This window comes from Mariprofundus ferrooxydans PV-1 (assembly GCF_000153765.1).
GTDB classification, from domain to species: Bacteria; Pseudomonadota; Zetaproteobacteria; order Mariprofundales; family Mariprofundaceae; genus Mariprofundus; species Mariprofundus ferrooxydans.
The window spans coordinates 1,186,844-1,210,041 of record NZ_DS022294.1; the positions used below are offsets into that span (position 1 = coordinate 1,186,844).

A 23,198-nucleotide genomic window follows, 5' to 3' on the forward strand; every position below is an offset into this window, starting at 1 on the left:
AAGAAAGGGTTTATTCTGGATCATTGGCGGAGAGATGCATGCAAAAGACCTGCCGGGGAGGTAGGGCAGGTCTTTGTTGACGGTGTTGATGAATTTCACTGGCGTTGTGGCCTATAAATACTGAACCCTTTATGACAAGGTGGGCGTTGCATCCAGACATCAGGTTTCCCACAGAGGGACTCACACAGCCTGGATAGAGAAACTCCCGTTCAGATGACATCGGCCCCGATTTATAAGCCACAACGCCAGTGAAACTGGGTTAATATTACTCCTGCGGCAGGTGTTGTGCAAGTGTTATTGATGGCAGTCATGTTCCGAGCCGGATTTGTCGAAAAAGACCAGGTATCGGTAGTCGCATATCACACAGCGATAACGCCTGGATAATGGTACCAGTCGCATCCACCATCTTCGGTGTACTCTTTTTTTTAACGCGCTTCCACATGCAGGGCAGGTTTTTGCCATGGGGCTCTCCTGGACAGGTAGCTCTGAAACATTTGCGCCATTCCATGATGGCGCACTCATCCTCTCAGTGAGGTCAAAGCCTTGCGTTCCTATATTTATGTTTGCCTGAGTATAGGCGCGGATACTCGGAACTGTTATCAGAAGAGGTCTGATTTTCATGCCGGGCATGCTGCACGATCTTTATAGTTGAAAAATTTAAAAGTGGCCAGAGCAAATGTCAGTATGGTGCGACAGTTTGCCTCGATCGGGCATGGCGTGCGGCCAGAAGGCTGTCCGAGAACATGGAACCGTTGTGAGGGAAAGCGGCCAATATACGCATTTCCCGGCAGGCTCTTCTGTTCTTAGGGCAGTCTTCCGACTACAGACCGTTTTGCTCTACCCGGGCATGTCGGATCTGGCGCTTGTTGTGACCGGTAGCTGATTGTAACGGCTCCGGGCTGCGCTCATATGCAAATGGTTGCAGGCACTTCGGCATTTTCCGCCCTTTCAGCTTCATGGTATCTTCAATTAGCAGAGCCGCAACGTCACCCCTGTTGCACCCCCGTTTGTCACACAGGTAATCGAACAGCAGAGCAGTCAGCCGGTCCAGCGATATCTGCCAGGTGCTTTGAGTTTGCTGGTATACCCAGAGTGAGAAGGCGCCAAACTGCTCATAGACGTCACCTGCCGGCCAGAGCAGGCCGATACTCTGTTTAAAGTTGCCGCTGTTGTAATAGAGGTTCCAGAAGCGTGAGAAGCGCTTCATTTGCTGGATGTCGACAAAGCTCAACAGATCATTCTTCAGGATATCATAGGGCGGTTTTGGCGAATAGATCATGCCGAACTCATCATCGTGTCGGTGCAGACTGGTGCCGGAGAGTTTTTTCAGAATGCCGATCTGGATTTCCGAGTTGGCCATCGTGCACAGGCGATTGAGGTTGTCACCGAAGCTGTCCAGTGTTTCACCGGGCAGTCCGACAATCAGATCCAGATGCATATGTGCCGAGCTCTCCTCTTCGAGAAAGCGGATGTTCTCTTTGATTTTATCCATCTTCAGGTTGCGATGAATACGATCGGCAACCTCCGTGTTCAGTGTCTGGATGCCGATTTCCAATTGCAGAGCTGCGGCAGGAAATCGGGCGATGCGCTCCTTCAGCGCATCCGGGAAGTGGTCGGGAATGACCTCGAAATGGACAAAGCAGGGTTGTCTCTCGAGGAAAAAATCAAGCAACCGGCTGGCGATTTTCACATTGAGGTTGAAGGTGCGGTCGATAAACTTGAAGCTGCGCACGCCTCGTTGATAGAGCTTGTCGAGTGCGAGCAGCAATTGTTCGGTATCGATATTGCGCACCTTTTTGTCTATCGAAGAGAGGCAGAACTCGCACAGGAAAGGACAACCTCGTGAGGCTTCCACATAGATGTAACGGTTGGCCACGTCGGCATCCGTATAATAATCATAGGGCAACTCAATGGTATTGAGGTCGGGCATCGGCGCCTGAATGGTGCGCTGCTGTGGGGGCAGGTCACCCAGTAGTGCCTTGGCCAGATCATAAAAGGCCGCATCGCCTTCGCCCTGCACAATGTAGTCCGCCGCATCAAAATTCAAACGTAGCGGCAGATAGCTGACCTCAGGGCCTCCGAGCACCACGATGGTCTGCGGCGATATCTGTTTGATCAGTTGTACCAGCTCTGCGCATTCGCAGGCATTCCAGATATAAACGCCAATCCCGATCACCTTCGGTTGTGCAGCCAGCAGTTGCTCGGCGATATCCTGGATATTGTCGTTGATGGTGAACTCACGGATTGCACTCTCAGGTTGGAGTTCGCGCATATTGGCAAATATATATCGCAGGCCGATTGCACTGTGTGAATAGCGTGCATTGAGCGTGGTTAGCAGGATGTGATGGCGGTTTTCTGGCATGATCCGCCAAGGCTACGTGTTTATGGCCGGATTACGAAATGCTGATGTCGCGAGCGCTCCGGTTGAGGTTCTATTCAGGTCTGTTTGTCGAAGGGTTAATGCAACAGGCGCGGATCAATCAGCTTTACGCGCTTTGAATTCAGGTCGATTTTCACGATGGAGCAGTATGCTGCCAAGTTCGGATATTTGGTGGCGAAAAGAGAGCGGGCGAATTGTGCCTGCTGCTCGGAGTAGTAGGGGCCATACAGGTTCATCTCGAAGTTCAATCCATATCCACACATAGTACACCATCCCTGGTTCAGATATACTGCTGATCATCAGCATATACTTCATATATCGACAGTTTACGGTGAGTGTTTAATTGCGGGTCCGGGCGTTCAGGTGCGGGGCTGAATCAGAAAGTCGGTTCCGAGCCTGTCTGTGTATCAACACTTCTGTTTCTGGTTATCCGATGACGTACTGCTTCAGTGGCGGGAAACCGTTGAATTCGATAGCGCTGTAGCTGGTGGTGTAGGCGCCGGTTGAAAACCAGTAGAGGCGGTCGCCGATCTCCAGACTATTCGGGAGTCCGTACTTGTGATCTTCGTACATGATGTCGGCACTGTCGCAGCTGGGGCCTGCAATCACACTCTCTTCGCGCTCGCCGCTCCTGTCCGTGTAGATCGGGTATTTGATGGCTTCGCCCAGCGTTTCGATCAGGCCTGAAAACATGCCGACATCGGTATAGACCCAGCGATGCAGCGAGGTCGTGGTTTTGCGCGAAATCAGTACCACCTCACTGACCAGTACGCCGGCATTGGCGCAGAGTGAGCGGCCCGGCTCGAGAATGATCTCGGGCATATCATCGCCGAAGTCGTCATGCAGGTAATGGGTTATCTCTTTTGCATAGGTGGGCAGATCATTGGTGCGGGTCAGGTAGTTGGCCGGGAAGCCGCCGCCCATGTTGATCATCTTCAGTTGAATGTCACACTCTGTTTTAAGCCAGTCGAAGATGGCTTTGACCTTGTCGATGGCAGCGTCCCACGCGCCGATATCGCGTTGCTGGGAGCCGACATGAAATGACACGCCGTAAGGCTCCAATCCCAACTCTTTGGCCAGTATCAGCAGGTTGGTCGCCATATCGGTCTGACAACCGAATTTGCGCGACAGCGGCCAGTCGGCGGTGTGGCTGCCTTCGGTGAGCAGGCGGATATAGACTTTTGCTCCGGGGGCTTCACGAGCGATATTGCGCAAATCGGCCTCTGCATCGCTGGCAAACAGCCGGATGCCCTTTGCATAGAAATAGCGGATGTCTTTGCATTTCTTGATGGTATTACCGTAGCTGCAGCGATCGGGTGAAACGCCGAGCCCGAGCACCTTGTCCAGCTCATAGGTGGAGGCCACATCAAAGCAGGCGCCACGATCACGCAGCAGGCTCAGTATTTCCACGTCCGGATTGGCCTTGATGGCATAGTAGATTTTGGCGTAGGGGAAATTATCGACAAGCTCACTGTAGTGCTCATTGATGATGCGGCGGTCTAACACCACAAACGGTGTCTCCCGGCTATCCGCAAACGTCTTGATATCGGAAAAATATTCCGGGTTGTAATAATCTTCAATACGAACGATATCTGATTGCATGCGGCGATTATTATCCTTGCTTGCAGGCGAAGCAATATGCCGGGTGAAAATAATCGATGGCGGACACATCCTGTTACTGACCTGCTATACTCCGACGATACATTTAATTGCTGATACCTCAACATTGATCAGCCGGAATGCAGGAGGAAACTATGCAGACAAGACTCGAACAGTTGCGCGGGATGACAACCGTTGTCGCGGACACCGGCGATATTGAGGCCATTCGCCAGTGGCGGCCTGTTGATGCTACAACCAACCCGTCACTGCTGCTCAAGGCAGTAAGCCAGCCCGAATATGCCCATTTTCTCGATGAAGCGGTAACATGGGCCAAGGGGCAGGGCGGTCATGGTTCCCGCCTGCTTGAGGATGCTGCCGATATGCTAGCGGTAATGGTCGGGCGCGAGGTGCTGGATATTGTTCCCGGTCGTATTTCTACCGAGGTGGATTCCCGTCTCTCTTTCGATGGCGAAGCTACGATGGCCCGCGTTCACAAGCTGATTGACCTCTATGCCGGTCGTGGCGTTGGTACAGAACGGATTCTGATCAAGATTGCTTCAACCTGGGAGGGGATTCGTGCTGCCGAGCAGCTGGAGCGCGAAGGCATCAATTGCAACCTGACGTTGATGTTTTCCATGGCTCAGGCGCGCGTCGCAGCCGATGCCGGGGTGTTTCTGATTTCCCCCTTTGTCGGTCGTATTATGGATTGGTTCAAGGCTGAAAACGGACAGGATTATGCGGCAGCGGAGGATCCGGGCGTGTTATCGGTGCAACAGATCTACCGCTATTACAAGAGTCACGGCTATGCGACCGAGGTCATGGGAGCGAGCTTTCGCAATATCGGCGAAATTCTGGCGCTGGCCGGCTGCGACCGGTTGACGATCAGTCCTGCCCTGATGCAGCAACTGGATGCTTCCTGTGAATCGGTGGAGCGTATGCTGGCGGATGATGGGGGCTGCCAGGCGCGGGAGTCTCCGATGCGAGAAGCTGAATTCCGCTGGCACCTCAATGAAGATGCCATGGCCACCGAAAAACTGTCCGAAGGTATTCGTAATTTCACGACCGATCAGCGTAAGCTGGAGGCGCTGCTTAAAGCTCGTCTGGCAGACTAGGCCGACTCACCGGCATCCTGGCCAGAGGGTTCTTGGTCAAAGGCCGGGAGCCCGGCTAGGGTTTGCCCATGCCTTTTCTTATTTTTATTCTACTCTTTCTTGCCCCGTCTCAGGCGTTGGCGATTATCAATGCCGAGGATCTCGACCTCTCCATTCACGAGGATGGCACGGCCGGCAAGGTCGGGTTTTCGCTGAATGGCAACTCCGGCAACAGTGCCAAAATTAACGGAGAAGGTAGCGGCCGGTTGTTATGGCGGCATGGATCAAATACCGAGATGCTGGTTGGCAGCTATGCCTATGGCAAAAGCCGCGGGGTGCGGGACACTAATGAGGCGTTTGTCCATCTGCGCCATCGTTATGCACTCAACGATTCGTGGGATGTTGAAGCGTTTGCGCAGGCGCAGCAGAATGAATTTGCACGTCTGAAGCTGCGTACGCTGCTCGGCGGAGGCCTGCGCTGGTCCAGTCAGGCGGAAGGCTGGCAGTTGCATGTCGGCCTGGGCTCTTTTTTCGAGCGCGAATCCTTGCGAGGCAGCAATGCGCCGGCTACCCGGCTCTGGCGTGGCAATGCCTATTTGGGCCTGCATTTCGCCATCAATGATCATGTACGGCTGCAGAATACCGTTTATTATCAGCCTGCATGGCGGTATCCTGCTGATTTCCGCCTGCTTGACGATGCGGCTGTGAGTGTCACGCTAAGCGCCGGGCTTGATCTGCGGCTTTCACTGGAGATGGCGCATGACTCCCGCCCTCCGGCAGGGGTCAGGCCGACGGATATCAGCTACAAGACCGGCCTGGCATACGCATTCTGATGCATATGTTGGGGTGTTGGGAGTCGGAGTTGGCATAGCTATTGCTCAATTTTTCACCTGTTCGGGGAACTCAGGAGTTTACATGCACAGCAATCATTCGACACTGCCGATTCAAATGTTTTTGCCGAGCGAGACGGTGGAGTTGATTGCAGAATATGGCTCTGACTTTCCTCATAATCTGGCGCTGGAGCAGGATATGACCATTTTGTTCAGCGATATGCGCGATTTTACCGAGCTGGCGGAACGGTTTGAGCCGAGGGAGGTGTATGCTTCGATCAATGCCAGTATTGCCCTGCAGGTGAAAAGCGTTCATGCCTATGGCGGTAGCGTCAACAAGTTTCTCGGCGATGGTCTGCTGGCCTGTTTTTCGGGTGAAGGGAAAAGTGAGCGGGCCGTGGCATGTGCGGCTGAATTGCTCCGGGTGCTGCCTGAGCATGAGGGGGCACTGCTGCCTTGCCGGATTGGTTTCGGCATTAATAGTGGCAAGATTATGTTTGGCGTGCTGGGTGATGCCATGCGCTGGGAGTACACGGTCGTCGGTGATGTCGCCAATACGGCTGCGCGGCTGTGCGGTATCGCCAAGCCGTTTCAGGCTCTGGTGACCGAGAGTGTGTTTGAGGACATGTCGCCGGCCAGCAGGCAGAAGTATTGCTCATTTCTGAGGCCTCAGATGTTTAAAGGAAAAAAACACCCGGTCGGCATCTACGAAGTACGCGCAGAATCAGACGACGACGCAGATAAATCAGCCTAGAGCCTGGGCTTCACGCGGAGGCTCGAGCGACCCGGTGTGTCGCTCTCCTGAGGCGTGCTCAGGTCTGTTTGCGCAGCAGGTCGATGCGGATCGGCATCTGAAAATCAGCGCCGTTTTCTCCCATGTGGAGGGCAAACCGCTGTTTCACCTGTGCATGAAGTTCATCGGACAATCGGTGATCGGTGTGCGTTACCTTGAGCACCTTTTTCTCGAAATCGGCAAAATCGCTGAAATGCATCGGTGAGTTGAAAAAGCACTGTTGCTCCAGCGACATCACCTCCGAATCGACAGCACGTTTAATGGCCTCAAAAGCGGCCAGACGCACCTGCTCTTCGTCATGAAACATCTTCAGCAGGTCGTTGAAGTCACCGGCATATACAGGCTCGGAAATATAGGCATAACCGCCGGGCTTCAGTACGCGACGGATTTCCAGCAATGCCCTGTCCATCAGCTCCAGCGGTACATGATGCAGTGATTTGAACATGAATACGACATCAATACTGTTATCCGCACACGGAATCTCTTCTGCACCGGCCATGATGAATTCGACATTGGGCAGATCATCGATGGCCAGGTGATTGCGGTGCTGAATTTCATCGACTTCCAGCGCGATGATCTGGCGGTCATTGCCTTCGGTAGCGATGGCGCGGGTGATTTCGGCTTTGCCGCAGCCCAGCTCCAGAATACTTTTGCCATCAAGTTGCAGCAATTCGTTGTAGATCTCCCGCTCGGGAGATGTGCGGGTAATAGAGGGATCGGAGAGTTTCATCATGGACAGGAGGTTAGGAGTACCTGTGCTCGCAGGCAACTGATTATGTGCCGGTGAAGATGCTCGATTCGACATGGGCTCAGAATAAAATTATCTTCATAGTCGGTTCACGGAGGTCTCACATATCGACTGCAATGTACGTCCTGTCCGGAGCGGGTCACCCTCCCTCCCCTCCCTCCGATCCCTCCGGACTGAATTCTCCTCCTCAAGAGAATCATAGGTGGCCCCGATGTATGTCGGGGCCATTTTTGTTTCCCGTTTCTTTCTGAAAAGCAGGCTATAAACTGCCGCCGACTTCGGGTGCATGCGAAGGCTATCTATTCACCCGTTGCAGGAGCATATATGCGAATTGAACTGCGTATCGCAAAAGAGTTAAACGTGAATGAGCGGCAGACTGCGGCAGCGATTGCGTTGCTGGATGGCGGGGCTACCGTGCCTTTTGTTGCCCGCTATCGTAAAGAGGCAACCGGTGGACTGGATGATACGCAATTACGTTATCTGGATCAGCGTCTCACTTATTTGCGGGATCTGGAGTCGCGTCGCTCGGTTATTCTGAAATCGATAAGAGATCAGGAAAAACTGACCCCTGCGCTGGAGCATGCCATTGTTACCGCAGAAACCATGGCACGGCTGGAAGATATCTACCTCCCCTTTAAACCGAAACGCCGAACCAGAGCGCAGATGGCGCGCGAAGCAGGACTGGAACCGCTGGCCCATAGCCTGCTGGCTGATCCGACGCAGCAGCCGGAGGCGCTGGCTGCCACATTCATCAGCAGCGAGCATGGTATCGACAGCGTTGATGCAGCGCTTGAGGGAGCGCGCCAGATTCTGATGGAGCAATTCGGCGAGGATGCCGATCTGATCGGGCGCTTGCGCGACTATCTGGGCAAACATGCGCTGCTTATCAGCTCTGTGCTGCGCGGCAAGGCGGAAGAGGGGAGTAAATTTGCCGATTATTTCGACTACAGCGAGCAGCTGAAACGGATACCGTCTCACCGTGCACTGGCCCTGTTTCGCGGGCGTAATGAAGGCGTGCTCAGTATCAGAGTGCAGGAAGGCAATGAAGTGCCGGACGCTTCGGGGATGGGGCACTGTGAAGCGATGCTGGCCCGTCATTTCAGCATTGCCGGGCGCGGCAGGCCTGCTGATAAATGGCTGCTGGAGAGCGTGCACGCAGCCTGGACGCAAAAGCTGCACAAGCGGCTGGAGCTGGACCTCTTTAACGGACTGCGGCAACAGGCCGAAGATGAGGCGATCAGGGTGTTTGCCCATAATCTGCGCGATCTGCTGCTTGCGGCACCGGCCGGCCCGCGTACGACCATGGGGCTGGACCCGGGACTGCGTACAGGTGTGAAGGTGGCGGTAGTCGATGCAACAGGCAAGTTGCTTGATACCGCAACGATCTATCCGCATGTGCCGGCCAAACGCTGGGATGAAGCGATTGCAGCTCTGGCCGTGCTGGCCGACAAACATCATGTGGATCTGGTCGCTATCGGTAATGGTACAGGTTCACGCGAAACCGAGGCGCTGGTGAAGGAGTTGCGCGAACGCTTTGCCCAGTTGCATCTCACACAGGTGATGGTTTCCGAAGCAGGTGCATCGGTCTATTCGGCTTCAGAGACGGCTGCCAAAGAGTTTCCCGGTCTGGATGTGTCGTTGCGCGGTGCTGTTTCCATTGCCCGGCGCTTGCAGGATCCGCTGGCGGAACTGGTGAAGATCGAACCGAAGTCGATTGGTGTCGGCCAGTATCAGCATGATGTGAATCAGACAGCGCTCGCACGCATGCTCGATGGTGTGGTGGAAGACTGCGTGAATCATGTCGGGGTCGATATCAATACAGCTTCAGCAGCGTTGCTGGCGCATGTGGCAGGACTCAGTCGTTCGGTGGCTGAAAATATTGTCAGTTGCCGCGATACGCAGGGCAGCTTTCATAATCGTCAGCAAATTCTCAAGGTACAGGGTATCGGGCCGAAGAGTTTTGAGCAGGCGGCCGGGTTTCTGCGTATTATGAAAGGGGACAACCCGCTGGACGCATCGGCTGTACATCCGGAAGCCTATCCTGTGGTGGAAAAGATAGTGGCCGCTACCGGCAAGCCGGTGAAAGAGTTGATGGGCAACCGTGAGTTTCTGCAGCAGCTGAAGGCGGGAGATTTTGCCGATGAGCGTTTCGGCGAAATCACCGTATCCGATATTCTGCTGGAGTTTGAAAAGCCGGGTCGCGATCCGCGTCCGGCGTTCCGTACGGCTAAATTCAAGGCGGGTGTTAAAGAGCTGCGTGACCTGCGCGAAGGCATGATTCTGGAGGGGGTCGTGACCAATGTGGCCAACTTCGGCGCATTTGTTGATATCGGCGTGCATCAGGACGGACTGGTACATATCTCCGCTTTGACGCATCAGTTTATCGATGATCCGCGCAAGGTCGTGAAAACAGGAGAAGTGGTACAGGTGAAGGTGCTGGAGGTGGATGCCAGGCGCAAGCGCATCTCTTTGACCATGCGTATGGATGATGTGCCGGGTGCGAAAGCGGAGAAGCCGGAGGCTGCCGCTGCTAAACCGGCAGAAAAACGTCGGGGGAAAAAACAGCATCCGGAGAAGTCCCGCGCAGCAGGCAAAGCGCAGGCGAACAAGGCGCATGGTGGCAGGTCGGATATACATAAAGCGCGCCCGAGTGCGCCGAAGACACCAAAAGATCAGGTGAAAGAGCGGTTGGCGACACAGAAGAGTCAGCCGAAAAATGCACTGGCGGCAGCTTTTGCCAAAGCGATGAGTAAGAAGTAACGAAAGGATCGTTTCAGCTTCGGGGCAGCCATCCCGAACGGGTTTGTTGGTCCGGCCGCCTCACTTGGTCTATACTCACACAGCTGATCAGGAACAGCGGGCGATACGGAGAAAGATATGAACAAGGTGCAACGGGGAATATTGGCAGATGTGCCGCAAGTCGGACGGCATCTGCTGTTTTCTATCATGCCGGGTGGAGATCTGATCCCGGCATTAGAGTCGTTGCGCGAGATAGCCGACGGTGAGGCGACGGTCGTCGGGCTCGGCCAGTCGCTGGTGCTTGCGCTCGGCCACGATGTGCCCGACCTGCGCCTCTTTCCGCCCGTTGCCGGAGCGGGTTTTGCCGTGCCCTCGACGCCTGCTGCTCTGTGGTGCTGGCTGCGCGGTGCAGATCGGGGTGAGCTGCTGCATCGTGCACGCCGGATCGAACGGATTCTGGTACCCGCCTTGCAGCTGGATCAGAGCATCGATGTATTCAAATACGATATCGGCCGCGATCTTACCGGCTACGAGGACGGCACTGAAAACCCGGTGGATGGGGATGCAGTCGAAGCGGCTGTCATGAGCAGTGGAAAGGTCGGTATGGATGGCTCCAGCTTCGTGGCGGTGCAGCAATGGTTACATGATCTGGGCCGGTTCGATGCGATGTCTGCAACCAACCAAGACTATACTATAGGCCGTTGCAGGGAATCCAACGAAGAGATCGCAGATGCGCCGGACTCGGCTCATGTGAAGCGTACGGCTCAGGAGGATTTTACCCCTGAAGCCTTTATCCTGAGGCGCTCAATGCCATGGTCCGATGGCCAGCGGGCGGGACTCGTGTTTGTCGCTTTCGGTAAATCGTTTGATGCCTACGAGGCGCTGCTGCGCCGCATGGTCGGTGCCGATGACGGCATCGTCGACAGTCTGTTCAGTTTTACTACCCCGATCACCGGCAGTTATTTCTGGTGTCCGCCGATGTATGACGGGCACCTTGACCTGCGCGCTATCGGCCTTTGAGGTTGCTGTTGATCAGGCAGATGCCTGATGATGCCGACGTCGCCGCATTCTTAATCGTTGTTTGCGGCTTCAGGAGATCGATGTATATCCATGCTGATATACGGTTGAGAGATCACGCCAGCAACCGATACAGCCTTCCATGATAGTATCGATATCGGGTATATCCGAGCTGCCGGCTTCATAGAAGCGGATGCTGCCGGGCTGTTTCCATGCCTCCATCACCGGCGCCACGATACGCCATGACTCCTCCACCTCGTCGGCACGGGAGAACAGGGCTGTCTCTCCGAGCAGAGCATCGTGCAGCAGGGTTTCGTAAGCTTCGGGCGAGTCCGAGCCGGTCATTGCATATGGTGCATCAAGCGCCAGCTTGTGCAGTTGATCGTTCAATCCGGGCTGTTTGGCATTAAGCAGAAAGATCATGCCCTCTTCGGGATGCAGTCGGAAAACCAGTTCATTCTGCGGCAGGTGTTCCTTGATATGGGCAAACAGGTTCTTCGGCGGTTGTTTAAAGCGGATGGCGATTTCCGAAACGCGCTCAGGCAGTCGTTTGCCGGTACGCAACAGGAATGGCACATCCTGCCAGCGCCAGTTGTCGATATAGAGTTTCAGTGCGGCAAAGGTTTCGGCGGTTGAGGCGGGGTCAACATCCGGCTCATCGCGATAGGCGGGCACGCGCTTGCCGTCAATGGTGCCGCCGGCGTACTGGGCGCGCACGGCAAAGCGATCTACCTGATCGGATGGAATCGCGCGCACGGATTTCAGCACCTTTACCTTTTCATCGCGTATGGCATTACCGTCGAGTGATACCGGCGCCTCCATCGCCACCAGCGTCATGACCTGAATCAGGTGGCTCTGGATCATATCCACCAGTGCGCCGGCCTTTTCGTAATAGTCGGCCCGGTACTCCACGCCGATCGTTTCTGAAACCGAAATCTGTACATGGTCGATATAATTGCGATTCCACAACGGCTCGAAGACGGTGTTGGCAAAGCGGAACACCATCAGGTTCTGTACCCCCTCCTTGCCGAGATAATGGTCAATACGGTAAACCTGCGACTCTTTGACATATTCCCGGAATGTCAGATTGAGTGCGCACGCACTCTCCAGGTCACTGCCGAATGGCTTCTCGATGACAATGCGGCGAAAACCATCGCTCTCATCCAGCAAACCCGACTGATGCAGGGCGGATACAGCGGATTCATACCACTGGGGCGGTATGGCGAGGTAAAACAGGGCGTTGGTTCGTCCGTTCGAGCTTTTCATGTTTTCGCGCAGGCGCTGATACATGGATGCATCGGTCAGATCACCGATTGTCAGTTCCAGCATCGTGGAGATGCTCTGCCAGCTGGCATCATCATTGATGCTGTCGGGATGAAACTCCTCCAGTGATGCATGCACATAGCTCTGCCACCGCTCTGCATGCCAGCTCGGATCGCGCATGACACCGATAATACGCGAGTTCGGTGCCAGCAGGTTCCAGTGATGCATGCGTGCCAGCGCCGGCAGCAACTTGCGCCGGGTCAGATCACCCGAGGCGCCAAAGATGACGATATTACATGGGTCTGCCTGTAGAACCGTGCTCATGGCATCGCTCAGCTATGGTTTTTCACGGTAGGAGGAGTGCTGTCGCCCGAGGCCTGCATGGCGATCGCTTCCGGATAGGTGCGGTAATGGTTGCGGACTACGGCTGCGAGCTTTGCTTTTACCTGAGCGTCCACCAGTGCAGGGGTGGTTGCCGGCAGGGCGGCGATCAGTGATTCCAGCAGTTTTTCCTGCGGTGCAGGCATGCGATCGACCCACGTGTGTAGCAGGTCGCGATCCACATAAGCCGGCAATGAGCCCATAATACCGACATCGTTCTGGTCGTGAACCAGCAGGCCGGTGGTGGTGCCGCGATCGAGTGTCAGTACCTGAAAGAAATAGAGTGTGTGGTAGGCCAGTTGTGCCGCCTGCTGCGCATCGGTGGCCTGTTCAGGGCTCTGCAGCACCTGCTTCAGGATATCGACATAGGTGTCGATGGCGGCCTCGCCGACACTTCTGGCCAGTGCGTAATCCGCATCGGCATCGCTGGTGCTGTAGCTTTCCAGATAAAAATGGGCCACGCCGCGATGACGGCCGAGAGCCGGGATATAAAAGTAACGCTCGCCCTGTGCTTTGGCCTCATCGAATTGCGCCGGAGCCGCCTGTTTGAGGGCGGCGAAGAACTGGGCTGTGTGGGCCGGATTCTCATTGGATGGATTCAGATCGGCCATCATGCGCCAGTATCCCTGCCCGTTTTTCATTTCGGTCCAGCTGATATGGATGTGTACCGACGGGGCCAGCGGATGCACGGGATGGATAATGGTCGATATGGCGTTGGCCGAACCCAGTTTCTTTTCAGGCAGATCATCGTAATGTACCTGCGAAACATTGACCGAACCGCGCCCGATCAGATCGCCATCGGCTGTTTCAAAGCGCACTCCGCCGCCATGTTTGCCCTCATCGCGACACCACTCGACCGCCGCAAGGCGCTGACTGCTACCTTCGGTGATCGCCAGTTTTTCCAGAGCCTGCACAAAACGGCTTTGAAGTTCAGTGACCAGATCCAGTGCGTGAGCTGCGCTGGCAGATGTGGCGGGTGTGCGTTGCATGGTAAATACCTCGATGTTTTATGGGCATGGAACTATGAAGGAATCGGGCCGGGGTTCAATGACCTGTAAGCCATCCTGCCTGAGTATGTGCCGGATGCTTACAATACGCTGGCGGCAATGGTGTCGGCCAGAGGCAGTCCTGCCGGGGTCAGAAAAATAGATTGTTCTGTCACCTTCAGCATCTCCCGATCCAGCCACGGTTGCAGATTGGCGGCAAACAGATCGAACGCATCAGTGCCGAAACGCTGTTTGAAGGCTGCGCGATCGATTCCCTGTGTGCGACGCAGGGCCAACCAGCATGCTTCGCCGGCTGCCTGCAGGTGATCCAGAGATTCGCGGCTGTTAATAGCGCATCCGTTGGTTGTGGCTGTCTCGATATAGCGCTCCGGCGCACGCGTGTTGCTATAGCGTGTGACGCCCAGATCCGGCTCATCCCATTTGCCGGCAGCGCCTGCACCGATGCCGATATAATCATCATATTGCCAGTAGCCGTCATTGTGGCGGCACTTGAGATCAGGGCGCGAGAAGTTGGATACCTCATAGGCCTGATAACCGGCATGGGCCAGCTGCTCACGGGTGGCGAAAAGCATGGCGAGCGCCAGCTCGTCGTCGGGCAGTGGATAGGGTTCTTGCGCATGCCTGACGGCCAGTGCGGTATGGGCTTCCACTGTCAGCTGGTAACAGGAGAGGTGCTCGGGAGCCAGTTCCACCACCCTGCGTAGTGTGGTCAGCCAGTGATCCAGATCCTGCTCGGGCAGGCCGAACATCAGGTCGAGATTGATATTGTCAAAGCCGGCACGGCGGGCCATGTGAAAGGCGGCAGTGGCTTCTTCCGGTCCGTGAATGCGCTCCAGCCAGCGCAGTTTGGCCGCATCAAGGCTCTGCACACCGATGGATAGGCGATTGATGCCGGCCTGCCGGTAAGCCAGAAACCTGTCTGCCTCGGCGCTGCCGGGGTTGGCTTCCAGTGTGATCTCACAGGAGCTGGTCAGCCCGAACAGCTCCTCTGCCGCGCTTATAACAGCTGCGATCAGTGCAGGCGGAGCCAGTGACGGTGTGCCGCCGCCGAAAAATATCGAGGCAAGTGTGCGCCCGGCGAAGGGGGCGTGCTCCGACCAGTGTGTTAGCTCGGCCAGCAACGCCTGCTGATAGGCCTGCCAGGGCGGTTCATCACGCACGTGCGAGTTAAAATCACAGTAATGACATTTATGTGCGCAGAAAGGGATATGCACATACAGGCGTAACGGGCTGGCAACAGTCACCGGATGGATGCTTACTGCAGTACTACTTCGTAGTGATCGGAGGCGAAATCCTCGTCGCTCTTGAGCGAAATCTCTTTCTTCAGGAACTCTTCGAGTTGCAGTACGCCCTGATTTTCCTCACTGAGCAGCAGATCAATGATGGAGGGATGGGCTATGACCATCAGTTTTTCGCAAGGGTAAGCGCGTGCTTCGGCGACCACCTCGCGGAAGAGCTGGTAACAGATCGTGGTCGGGCTTTTGGCCTGACCAATGCCGCCGCAACGCCCGCACTCTTTCATCAGCATGCGGCCGAGTGAATCACGTGTGCGCTTGCGTGTCATTTCCACCAGCCCCAGCTCGGAGAGCTGGACGATATGGGTTTTGGTTTTGTCGCGCTTGAGTGCCTCATCCAGTACTTCCATCAGCCGCTGCTTGTTTTCATCCTCCTGCATATCGATGAAGTCCACGACGATGATGCCGCCGAGGTTACGCAGGCGCAGCTGATGCACGATTTCATGTACGGCTTCCAGGTTGGTTTTAAAGCCGGTCTCTTCCATATTGCGTGAGCCGACAAATGAGCCTGAATTCACATCAATGGCGATCAGGGCTTCGGTCTGGTCGATGACAATGTGGCCGCCGGATTTGAGGGGGACACGCCGCTTGAGTGCGCTTTCGATGGCTTCTTCCACGCCATACACATCGAAAATCGGGCGCTCGCCCGGATAATAGTAGAGTCGTTTGGAGACTTCCGGCATAAATCTGCGGGCAAACTTTTTCATGCTTTCATACGCTTCTTTGGAGTCGATATGGATTTTTTCAACTTCCGCATCGACATAATCGCGCATGACACGCAGGTAGAGGTTCAGCTCCTTGTGGATCAGCGTACCCAGGCCTGCACTCTTGGTCCGTTTTTCAATATCACCCCACAGGCGCAGCAGGTAATCAAGATCCTGCTGGATATCAGCCTCCTGTTTGCCTTCGGCAACAGTGCGAATAATCAGGCCGCCCTTTTCAGGTGCGATAGCATGGGCGATTGCCAGCAGACGTTCACGTTCAACCGGATCCTCCAGACGACGGGCAATGCCGGTGTGCTGGAGATGGGGCAGATAGACCAGATAGCGACCGGCCAGACCGACCTGGCTGGTCAGCCGCGGTCCCTTGGAGGCAATGGGTTCTCTGGAGACCTGTACCATCAACTCCTGCCCGTCCCTGATCAGGTTGGCGATCGGCGGCGCATTCCGACGCGGCTGATTGGAGGCACTGGAGTCATCTCCGACCTCATTGTCATCACCGTGATCGATCTCTTCCGACAACTCGAGGGCGGGTTGTTTGGCGGTGGCGATATCTCCGGCATAGAGAAAGCCGGCCTTATCCATGCCGATATCAACAAACGCCGCCTGAATGCCCGGCAGGACGCGTTGCACCCGTCCTTTATAGATGTTGCCTTTCAGGCCCCGTTCGCGCTCGATATAAATTTCTTCCGCCTGCCCGTTTTCAATGCGTGCCACGCGTGTTTCGAAAGGGGTGACATTTACCAGCAATTCCACGCTCATTGCATATGCTCCATTGCCTTGATCTGTTCAATCATGCGGATCGTTGTGCGTACGGGCAGACCGATTACGTTGTCGAGCGGGCCGTCGATCGCTTCAATAAAGCTTGCCGCACCGCCCTGTACGGCATAGCCGCCGGCTTTATCCAGTACCTCATTGTGTACCAGATAGATGCCAATCTCCTCGCGGCTTAGCTCGCGAAAGCGCACACGGGTTGCCACCTGTTCGCACAATATCTGTTCGCCCAGGCGGACGGCAACGCCGGTCAGCACCTGATGGGTCTGGCCGGATAACTGCATCAACATATGCCTCGCTGCATCCAGGTCTGCAGGTTGCCCGAAGGCCGTACCGTGAATGGCAACCAGTGTATCAGCGGCAATGACCGGAATATCGGCAGGCGCACTACATGCCTGTGCCTTGTTGAGGCTCAGACGTGATACGGTTTCGCTTACCGTTTCGCCATGTTTGATAGTCTCATCAATATGTTGAGGTCGCACCTCAACGGCCATGCCTGCACTTTGCAGCAGGGTCAGGCGGCGGGGGGATTGGGATGCCAAAATTACTTCCATGCGCCCATGTTATGCAATTGCCTGATAAATGCATCCTGCAGCTTGCATGTGGCTGGCGCATGCCTGTTGGCGTGGCCGATACTTGACGATCCGGATTGCGTGTTTACGATGCACGACCCGTGAGTCAATCAATGAAATCATCACTGCAACGAGCAGTTACGCTGTGCAAGGCCGATATGCAACTGGTGGATACCTGTATCCATGAGAACCTGCAGTCGGATATCATGATGATTCCGGCTATCGGCCATTATATCGTCAACAGTGGCGGCAAGCGGCTCAGGCCTCTGCTTACCCTGCTGACCGCGCGTCTGTTCGGTTATCAGGGCAAGCGCCATGTCCCTCTGTCGGTTGTGGTGGAATTTATCCATACCGCATCATTGTTGCACGATGACGTGGTCGACTCCTCGGATCAGCGCCGTGGCGCGCCCTCTGCCAATGGCGTGTGGGGTAATCAGGCCAGCGTGTTGGTTGGCGATTATCTCTTCTCGCGTGCTTTTCAGATGATGGTGAGCGATGGCGATATGGTCATGCTCAAGCTGATGAGCGATGTGACTAATGCACTGGCGGAAGGTGAAGTGTTGCAGCTGTCGCGCACTTTCCACCTGGAGATGACGGAAGCCGAGTGTCTGGAAGTGATCGAGCGCAAAACAGCAGTACTGTTCAAGGCGGCAACGGAAGTCGGTGCTCACGTGGCCGGCCAGTCGGCACAAACCATTGCGGCTATGGCTGAGTACGGCATGTGTCTGGGTGTCGCGTTTCAGCTGATGGATGATGCACTGGATTATCTGGCGGAAGCTGAAGATGCAGGCAAGCCTGTCGGTCATGATCTGGAGGAGGGGAAGATTACCCTGCCTCTGATCCATGCCATGCAGCGCGATGAGGCGCTGGCAGAGCGGGTGGAGGCTGTTTCCGAACGTGGCGGCTATGAGCCGGGTGATCGTGAATGGGTACGCGAGCGGGTAGCCGCACAAGGTGGCGCGGAATACGCCATGCAGTGTGCCAGAGAGTATGCCGGCCGGGCAAAAAAACTGCTGCCTGAGCATGCCGACCCTGAGATGAAAGGGTTGCTGGCTGATCTGGCCGATTTTTCAGCGCACAGGCCTTTCTAAAGCCAGCTCAGTGAGGCGGCCTGAATAGTCGGGCTGAAATGGCGGAAGGAAATTTGCATTTGACGAATGAATATTGAGACATTAATGTGCGCGCCTTCCTGATTGGGGGATCGTCTAATGGTAGGACAGCGGTCTCTGACACCGTCAATCGTGGTTCGAGTCCACGTCCCCCAGCCAAACATAAAAAAAGGGTCCCGAAAGGGGCCCTTTTTTTATGTTTGGCTCTGAGGGACTAAGGCCTCAACCATTGGTTCGACAATCCAGCAGGACAGCTGGATTGAACGCCGCTTTAGCGGCGGCCCCGAAGGGGTGAAGGGCAGGATGCCCTGAATAGTCCACGTCCCGTTCTTAACGTCTTGGCAGGACAAACGCGACCTCCATGCACCACCCTTACAGGGCGCTAACGCGTGCAATGATGCTGTCCTGCATCATTGTCGACAAATCGGCAGGAGCAAGTAGCGGCGTTCCCGCTACGCGATAGGGTTGTCATTAAATCAACGCCGCTTTAGCGGCGGCCCCGAAGGGGTGAAGGGCAGGATGCCCTGAATAGTTCACGTCCTTTGATTCGACGCATTCGCAGGGTAGTGGTTTATGGTGCACATCCATGTGATTCGGGGCAATCCAGCTTCCACATCAACACAGCCCATTCACAATAGATCCTTTTGCGCCTCGCCTTCTGACTCGGTGAGAATAACCGGCACGCCGCTCGGCGGTTGCGGGGCGGGCGTTGGACGTTCGCGGGCGACGATAATACCGGCAACGACAATGCAGAGCATGCCGGCAAGCCCCGGTATGCCGGGGATCTCCTGCCATGCAAAGAAACCGATCAGACCGGCAAACAGCAGACTGGAGTAACCCAGTGGTGATACCTGTGTGATCGGTGCGTGCTGATAGGCCCAGGTGAGGCCCAGCTGACCGAGACTGCCGAACAGACCGACTGCCAGCAGCCAGCCCCATGCTTCATGCCCGGGCCACTGGAAGCTCCACAGCATTGGTAGTGCCGATATGGCGGATGAAATCAGCGCGAACCAGACAACAATAGTGACTGGATTTTCTGTGGCTGAAAGCCGTTTTACCGTCGTCAGTGCCAGCCCCGCGAATGCACCGGAGGCAAGGCCCAACAGGCCGGGTAGGGAAAAAAGGTGTGCAGAGGGACGAAACAGCAGAGCCAGCCCAACCAGACTGATGGCCAGTGCAATACGGCGAGCGATTGTCCATTGCTCTTTCAGCCACACTACGGCAAACAGCGCGATAAAGATCGGCGATGTGTAATTGAGTAGCAGCGCATCGGCCAGAGGCAGGCCATTGATGGCGTAAAAGTATAGGTACATGGCAGTCAGCCCTGCGCCTGCGCGTAGCAGGTGAAAACGAAAGTGCTCTGTCTTCAGCGACACATGATTGCGCTGCATCAGCGGCAGCAGGATGAGCAGGGCAATAAAATTACGGAAAAATACTACCTCGCTCTGTGGCAGCTCTATGCTGGCCATGCGCACGCATGCGGCCATCGAGGCAAAGCTGGCTGCCGAAAGCAGAGCAAAGCCAATCCATGCCGCAGGCAAGGGGGGCGATTTCAGCTGCATATGGCAGTCTCGGAGGATGAGTGCATCAGGAAAGGCTGGCGCGGAAGCAGATCGAGGTAAACACTCTGTTTGGTCTGTCTGCCTGACCGCGTAGAGTGGCGCTATGAGAAGCGTTGATCCGGTGGATGAAGAGGCTCAGAGGTATCAGGGCATGCATGCAGCTCAACGGCAAGCCGTGATTGAGCGCCACCGTGATAGTCTGGACTATTTCGGTTATGCGCCGCAGGCGCTCTACTGGGGTACGTCGGAAGAGCAGCTTGCAAGATTCGGGATGCTGGCCGGGATAGGTATCCGTAGCGGAGATTCACTGCTCGATGTCGGCTGCGGTTTTGGTGACCTGTACTGCTGGTTACGCAGTCAGGATCTGGTTGTCGATTATACCGGGCTTGATATCTCGCCTGAAATTCTGGCTAAAGGGCGTGAGTTGAATCCGGCACTGCGGCTGGTGCAGGGCGAGCTGTTTGATTTCGACTGGGCGCCGCAAAGCTTCGACTGGGTGGTTTTGTCCGGCACATTGAACTGGGATGTCGGAGAGGGCAGCGCTTATGCACGCCGCGTGATACGGCGCATGTTCAGCCTCTGTCGCTTCGGTGTGGCGTTCAATCTGCTGGATATCCGTACGCTTGATATGACGGGGCTTGGCGAGATCGTGGCCTATCAGCCACATAAGGTGCTTGCATTCTGTGAGGGGATTACGTCTGACTGCACGTTGTACTGTGACTACCTCGAGGATGATTTCACTATTTACATGCGGCGTGCGAACGTATGATTGCCGTAGCTTACGGCTGTTGAAATGAAATAAATGATGGATGAGGATGATCTATGTTTAAAACCAACGAGTATTTTGACGGAAAAGTGAAATCGATCGCCTTTGAAACGGCGGATGGACCGGCCACCATCGGCGTGATGGCTGCAGGCGACTATGAGTTCGGTACCTCCAGCAAAGAGATTATGTCTGTTGTATCCGGAGCTATGGATGTGAAGCTTCCCGGTTCTGACGCCTGGCTGAGTATTGATGCCGATGAACAATTTGTTGTCGAAGCCAATCAGTCATTCGGCGTGCGCGTCAAAGAGCAGACGGCCTACCTTTGCCTGTATAAATAGGCTTCGGCGCAGCGCAGGCTGCGCATATAACTGCTTTTATGGGCGGATGCGAAACCAGCCGGTCAGACTCAGTCGGTCGCGTGTGGCCGGCAAGACTTCATGCGGAAACTGCTCGCTGATAAAGGTGACCAGGCGCCCGCCCTGCGGCAGTATCTGCATCGGTAGTGGCAGGGTGGATGCATCGTGGCCCTGATGGATGTTCAGGGCACCGCCATCTTCAGCTTGCCAGTTATCGTTAAGATAGAGAATGCAGGTGACAACGCGCTCGAGTGCGCCGATAAATCGATCGTAGTGGATATCGTATGATGCGCCGGGTGGATAGAGCGCAAAATGGCCTTCATACTCGAACAGGCCCAGAAACAGATTGCGATTGATATATTGGCGCAATGTTTCCAGATCGAGCAGGTAGGGCTGTTGTATGGCCGTAGGGTTTTCCGTATCCAGCCAGTAGATGCGGTCGTTGCGGATTTCCGGGCGCAGCTGCATTGATACACCGCGGCCGATGCGGGCATGGCGAAAGGCGCCTGATTGCTGCAGCTCTCTGGCCTCCAGCGCCATGCTGCTGACCAGCAACGGCGAAACAAAATCATCACAGACGGATAACCCCGTTTCCATCAGGTCCGCTACGATGCGGTCGAACTTGTTCGATGAGCCGTTGTCGGCAAAAAGCGATTGGACCATTGCACACCCTGATGTCAGATCTGTTAAAACGCCTGCATGATCGTTCACAGTTGCATTGGCGGCAACAGAAATCAGATCCCGCCTGCGCCGCCGAGCGCTTAAATATTTTGCTATACTCCGATGCGATACAGAGGAGGTGTGTATGCAACTCATATTTGTTCACGGATGGAGCGTTACCAATACCAATACGTATGGCGGGCTGCCGGAAGCGCTGGCAAAAGCGGGCGGCACTGAAATGGATCTGGATATCCGGCATATTTACCTGGGCCGCTATATCAGTTTTCATGATCAGGTGACGTTGGATGATATTGCCAGAGCGATGGACAGGGCGCTGCGTGATCTGCCCGGTAACGGGGATACACATATTGAGCCGTTTTCATGCATCACGCACTCCACAGGCGGTCCGGTGCTGCGCTTCTGGGTGGACAAGTATTATGGTCCGGATGCGCAGCAGGGGCTGAACGATTTGCCGCTGAAGCATCTGGTGATGCTGGCACCGGCCAACCACGGCTCCGCTCTGGCCAAGTTGGGAAAGGCGCGTGTCGGACGTATCAAGGCATGGTTCAGCGGTGTTGAGCCGGGCCAGCGGGTTCTCGACTGGCTCTGCCTCGGCAGTGAGGGGCAGTGGCAGTTGAATGAGCGTGCGCTTGCATATGATTATGCCGCGCACGGATTTTATCCCTTTGTCCTGATTGGTCAGGGGATCGACAAAGCCCTGTATGATTTTCTCAATAATTATCTGGTTGAACCGGGTTCCGATGGGGTGGTGCGTGTATCCGGTGCGAATATGAACTACCGCTATCTGTCGCTGACGCAGAGTCGGGATCAGGTGATTCGCAAGCAGCCGCGAACGCTTGCCCTGAATCCGGACGGAGATGTGCGTGCGTCCAAGCCGGTACCGCTGGGCGTCTATAACGGATACAGCCATTCGGGCAAAAAGATGGGCATCATGGCCAGTATTGCAGGCGATGATGATCAGGCACCGGTGGTACAGGATATTCTGGCCTGCTTCCGGGTAGAGAGTGCGGCCGATTACCTGCGCAGAGCGGCTGAACTGGAGCTGTTGACCGATTCCCAGCAGGCAGGTACGGATCGCTTTTGCATGTTCGTGTTTAATATCTGCGATGATCAGGGGGAGCAAATCGGAGAGGGCGACTACGATCTCTACCTGCTGGCCGGAAACAACTACCAGCCGCAAAAACTGCCGAAGGGCTTTTTCAAGGACAGTCAGATGAATAGCCAGAGCGGTCGTCTGGTCTATTACCTGGATGCCAACAGGATGGAAGAGATCAGGGACGGCAAGTTCGGTCTGCGTGTTGTAGCCCGCCCGACAGACGGATTTTCCTATTATTGTCCTGCCGAGTTTCGCTCCGAAGGGATGGCTGCGGCAGGTATTTTGAAGCCCAATCAGACCACTTATGTGAATATCATACTGCACAGGTTTGTCGATGAGGCCGTTTTCCGTTTCGACCCGGCTACGGCTGCCAGAACGAACTTCAAACGCATCAAGCCATCCGGCAGGACGCTCGGATAA

At 55.3% G+C, this 23,198-nt stretch carries 20 protein-coding genes, 1 tRNA gene and 1 other RNA gene; 10 read left to right on the top strand and 12 right to left on the bottom strand.

The window, feature by feature from the left end; genetic code table 11:
• Positions 1-91: 91 nt before the first annotated feature.
• The 4 genes from ssrS to SPV1_RS05410 all read right to left on the bottom strand — a co-directional run bounded on the left by ssrS (position 92) and on the right by SPV1_RS05410 (position 3,982).
• Positions 92-255, bottom strand: a non-coding RNA gene (gene ssrS / locus SPV1_RS14145) — 6S RNA.
• 565 nt (positions 256-820) lie between these two features.
• The gene (locus SPV1_RS05405; RefSeq protein WP_009850123.1) at positions 821-2,362 is read right to left on the bottom strand and encodes a B12-binding domain-containing radical SAM protein; all 1,542 of its coding nucleotides are present in this window, start codon (positions 2,360-2,362) and stop codon (positions 821-823) included.
• Between the two features lie 95 nt (positions 2,363-2,457).
• Positions 2,458-2,628: a hypothetical protein gene (locus SPV1_RS14300; RefSeq protein ID WP_155806632.1), complete on the bottom strand. Its 171-nt coding sequence runs from the start codon at positions 2,626-2,628 to the stop codon at positions 2,458-2,460.
• Positions 2,629-2,806: 178 nt separating this feature from the next.
• Entirely contained in the window at positions 2,807-3,982 is a 1,176-nt protein-coding gene (locus SPV1_RS05410) for a type III PLP-dependent enzyme (protein WP_040881682.1), read from the bottom strand.
• 152 nt (positions 3,983-4,134) lie between these two features.
• Between SPV1_RS05410 and tal the strand changes: the two genes are divergently transcribed.
• The 3 genes from tal to SPV1_RS05425 all read left to right on the top strand — a co-directional run bounded on the left by tal (position 4,135) and on the right by SPV1_RS05425 (position 6,654).
• Positions 4,135-5,091 (top strand): transaldolase, encoded by a 957-nt coding sequence (gene tal / locus SPV1_RS05415; protein WP_018293768.1) that lies wholly within the window; start codon positions 4,135-4,137, stop codon positions 5,089-5,091.
• Between the two features lie 68 nt (positions 5,092-5,159).
• Positions 5,160-5,903, top strand: a complete 744-nt coding sequence (locus tag SPV1_RS05420) for a DUF481 domain-containing protein (RefSeq protein WP_009850127.1) — start codon at positions 5,160-5,162, stop codon at positions 5,901-5,903.
• An 82-nt stretch (positions 5,904-5,985) separates the two neighbouring features.
• A complete protein-coding gene (locus tag SPV1_RS05425; protein ID WP_009850128.1) occupies positions 5,986-6,654 on the top strand; it encodes an adenylate/guanylate cyclase domain-containing protein in 669 nt (222 codons plus the stop codon).
• Between the two features lie 58 nt (positions 6,655-6,712).
• On the opposite strand, the gene SPV1_RS05430 is transcribed toward SPV1_RS05425, so the two are convergent.
• Positions 6,713-7,426 (bottom strand): class I SAM-dependent methyltransferase, encoded by a 714-nt coding sequence (locus SPV1_RS05430; RefSeq protein WP_009850129.1) that lies wholly within the window; start codon positions 7,424-7,426, stop codon positions 6,713-6,715.
• Between the two features lie 339 nt (positions 7,427-7,765).
• On the opposite strand from SPV1_RS05430, the gene SPV1_RS05435 reads away from it, so the two are divergent.
• Positions 7,766-10,201 carry a Tex family protein gene (locus SPV1_RS05435; RefSeq protein WP_040881503.1) on the top strand — a complete coding sequence of 812 codons (2,436 nt, stop codon included), beginning with the start codon at positions 7,766-7,768 and terminating at the stop codon, positions 10,199-10,201.
• Positions 10,202-10,318: 117 nt separating this feature from the next.
• The gene (locus SPV1_RS05440; protein WP_009850131.1) at positions 10,319-11,200 is read left to right on the top strand and encodes a Dyp-type peroxidase; all 882 of its coding nucleotides are present in this window, start codon (positions 10,319-10,321) and stop codon (positions 11,198-11,200) included.
• A gap of 69 nt (positions 11,201-11,269) precedes the next feature.
• Here the strand turns inward: SPV1_RS05440 and zwf are convergent, their stop codons facing one another.
• From zwf to SPV1_RS05465, 5 genes are all read right to left on the bottom strand, one after another.
• Positions 11,270-12,784: a glucose-6-phosphate dehydrogenase gene (zwf, locus tag SPV1_RS05445; protein ID WP_009850132.1), complete on the bottom strand. Its 1,515-nt coding sequence runs from the start codon at positions 12,782-12,784 to the stop codon at positions 11,270-11,272.
• 8 nt (positions 12,785-12,792) lie between these two features.
• A complete protein-coding gene (locus SPV1_RS05450) occupies positions 12,793-13,830 on the bottom strand; it encodes a coproporphyrinogen III oxidase (RefSeq protein WP_009850133.1) in 1,038 nt (345 codons plus the stop codon).
• A 98-nt stretch (positions 13,831-13,928) separates the two neighbouring features.
• Positions 13,929-15,092: a radical SAM family heme chaperone HemW gene (gene hemW, locus SPV1_RS05455; RefSeq protein ID WP_040881505.1), complete on the bottom strand. Its 1,164-nt coding sequence runs from the start codon at positions 15,090-15,092 to the stop codon at positions 13,929-13,931.
• 11 nt (positions 15,093-15,103) lie between these two features.
• Complete coding sequence (locus SPV1_RS05460) at positions 15,104-16,624, bottom strand: Rne/Rng family ribonuclease (RefSeq protein WP_009850135.1); 1,521 nt, start codon at positions 16,622-16,624, stop codon at positions 15,104-15,106.
• Complete coding sequence (locus SPV1_RS05465) at positions 16,621-17,190, bottom strand: Maf family protein (RefSeq protein WP_009850136.1); 570 nt, start codon at positions 17,188-17,190, stop codon at positions 16,621-16,623. The genes SPV1_RS05460 and SPV1_RS05465 overlap by 4 nt, the downstream gene beginning before the upstream one ends.
• Positions 17,191-17,321: 131 nt before the next feature.
• Between SPV1_RS05465 and SPV1_RS05470 the strand changes: the two genes are divergently transcribed.
• Positions 17,322-18,299, top strand: a complete 978-nt coding sequence (locus SPV1_RS05470; protein WP_009850137.1) for a polyprenyl synthetase family protein — start codon at positions 17,322-17,324, stop codon at positions 18,297-18,299.
• Between the two features lie 103 nt (positions 18,300-18,402).
• Positions 18,403-18,476, top strand: a tRNA-Gln gene (locus SPV1_RS05475).
• A 470-nt stretch (positions 18,477-18,946) separates the two neighbouring features.
• Here the strand turns inward: SPV1_RS05475 and SPV1_RS05480 are convergent.
• Positions 18,947-19,879 (bottom strand): DMT family transporter, encoded by a 933-nt coding sequence (locus SPV1_RS05480; RefSeq protein ID WP_009850138.1) that lies wholly within the window; start codon positions 19,877-19,879, stop codon positions 18,947-18,949.
• A gap of 103 nt (positions 19,880-19,982) precedes the next feature.
• Here SPV1_RS05480 and SPV1_RS05485 point away from each other — a divergent pair, with 103 nt between their 5' ends.
• Both SPV1_RS05485 and ppnP read left to right on the top strand, forming a co-directional pair.
• On the top strand, positions 19,983-20,648 hold the full coding sequence (locus tag SPV1_RS05485) for a class I SAM-dependent methyltransferase (protein ID WP_009850139.1): 666 nt from the start codon (positions 19,983-19,985) through the stop codon (positions 20,646-20,648).
• Positions 20,649-20,701: 53 nt separating this feature from the next.
• On the top strand, positions 20,702-20,983 hold the full coding sequence (gene ppnP / locus SPV1_RS05490) for a pyrimidine/purine nucleoside phosphorylase (RefSeq protein WP_009850140.1): 282 nt from the start codon (positions 20,702-20,704) through the stop codon (positions 20,981-20,983).
• Positions 20,984-21,019: 36 nt separating this feature from the next.
• On the opposite strand, the gene SPV1_RS05495 is transcribed toward ppnP, so the two are convergent.
• Positions 21,020-21,664: a 2OG-Fe(II) oxygenase gene (locus tag SPV1_RS05495; RefSeq protein WP_009850141.1), complete on the bottom strand. Its 645-nt coding sequence runs from the start codon at positions 21,662-21,664 to the stop codon at positions 21,020-21,022.
• 142 nt (positions 21,665-21,806) lie between these two features.
• On the opposite strand from SPV1_RS05495, the gene SPV1_RS05500 reads away from it, so the two are divergent.
• The gene (locus SPV1_RS05500) at positions 21,807-23,198 is read left to right on the top strand and encodes an esterase/lipase family protein (protein WP_009850142.1); all 1,392 of its coding nucleotides are present in this window, start codon (positions 21,807-21,809) and stop codon (positions 23,196-23,198) included.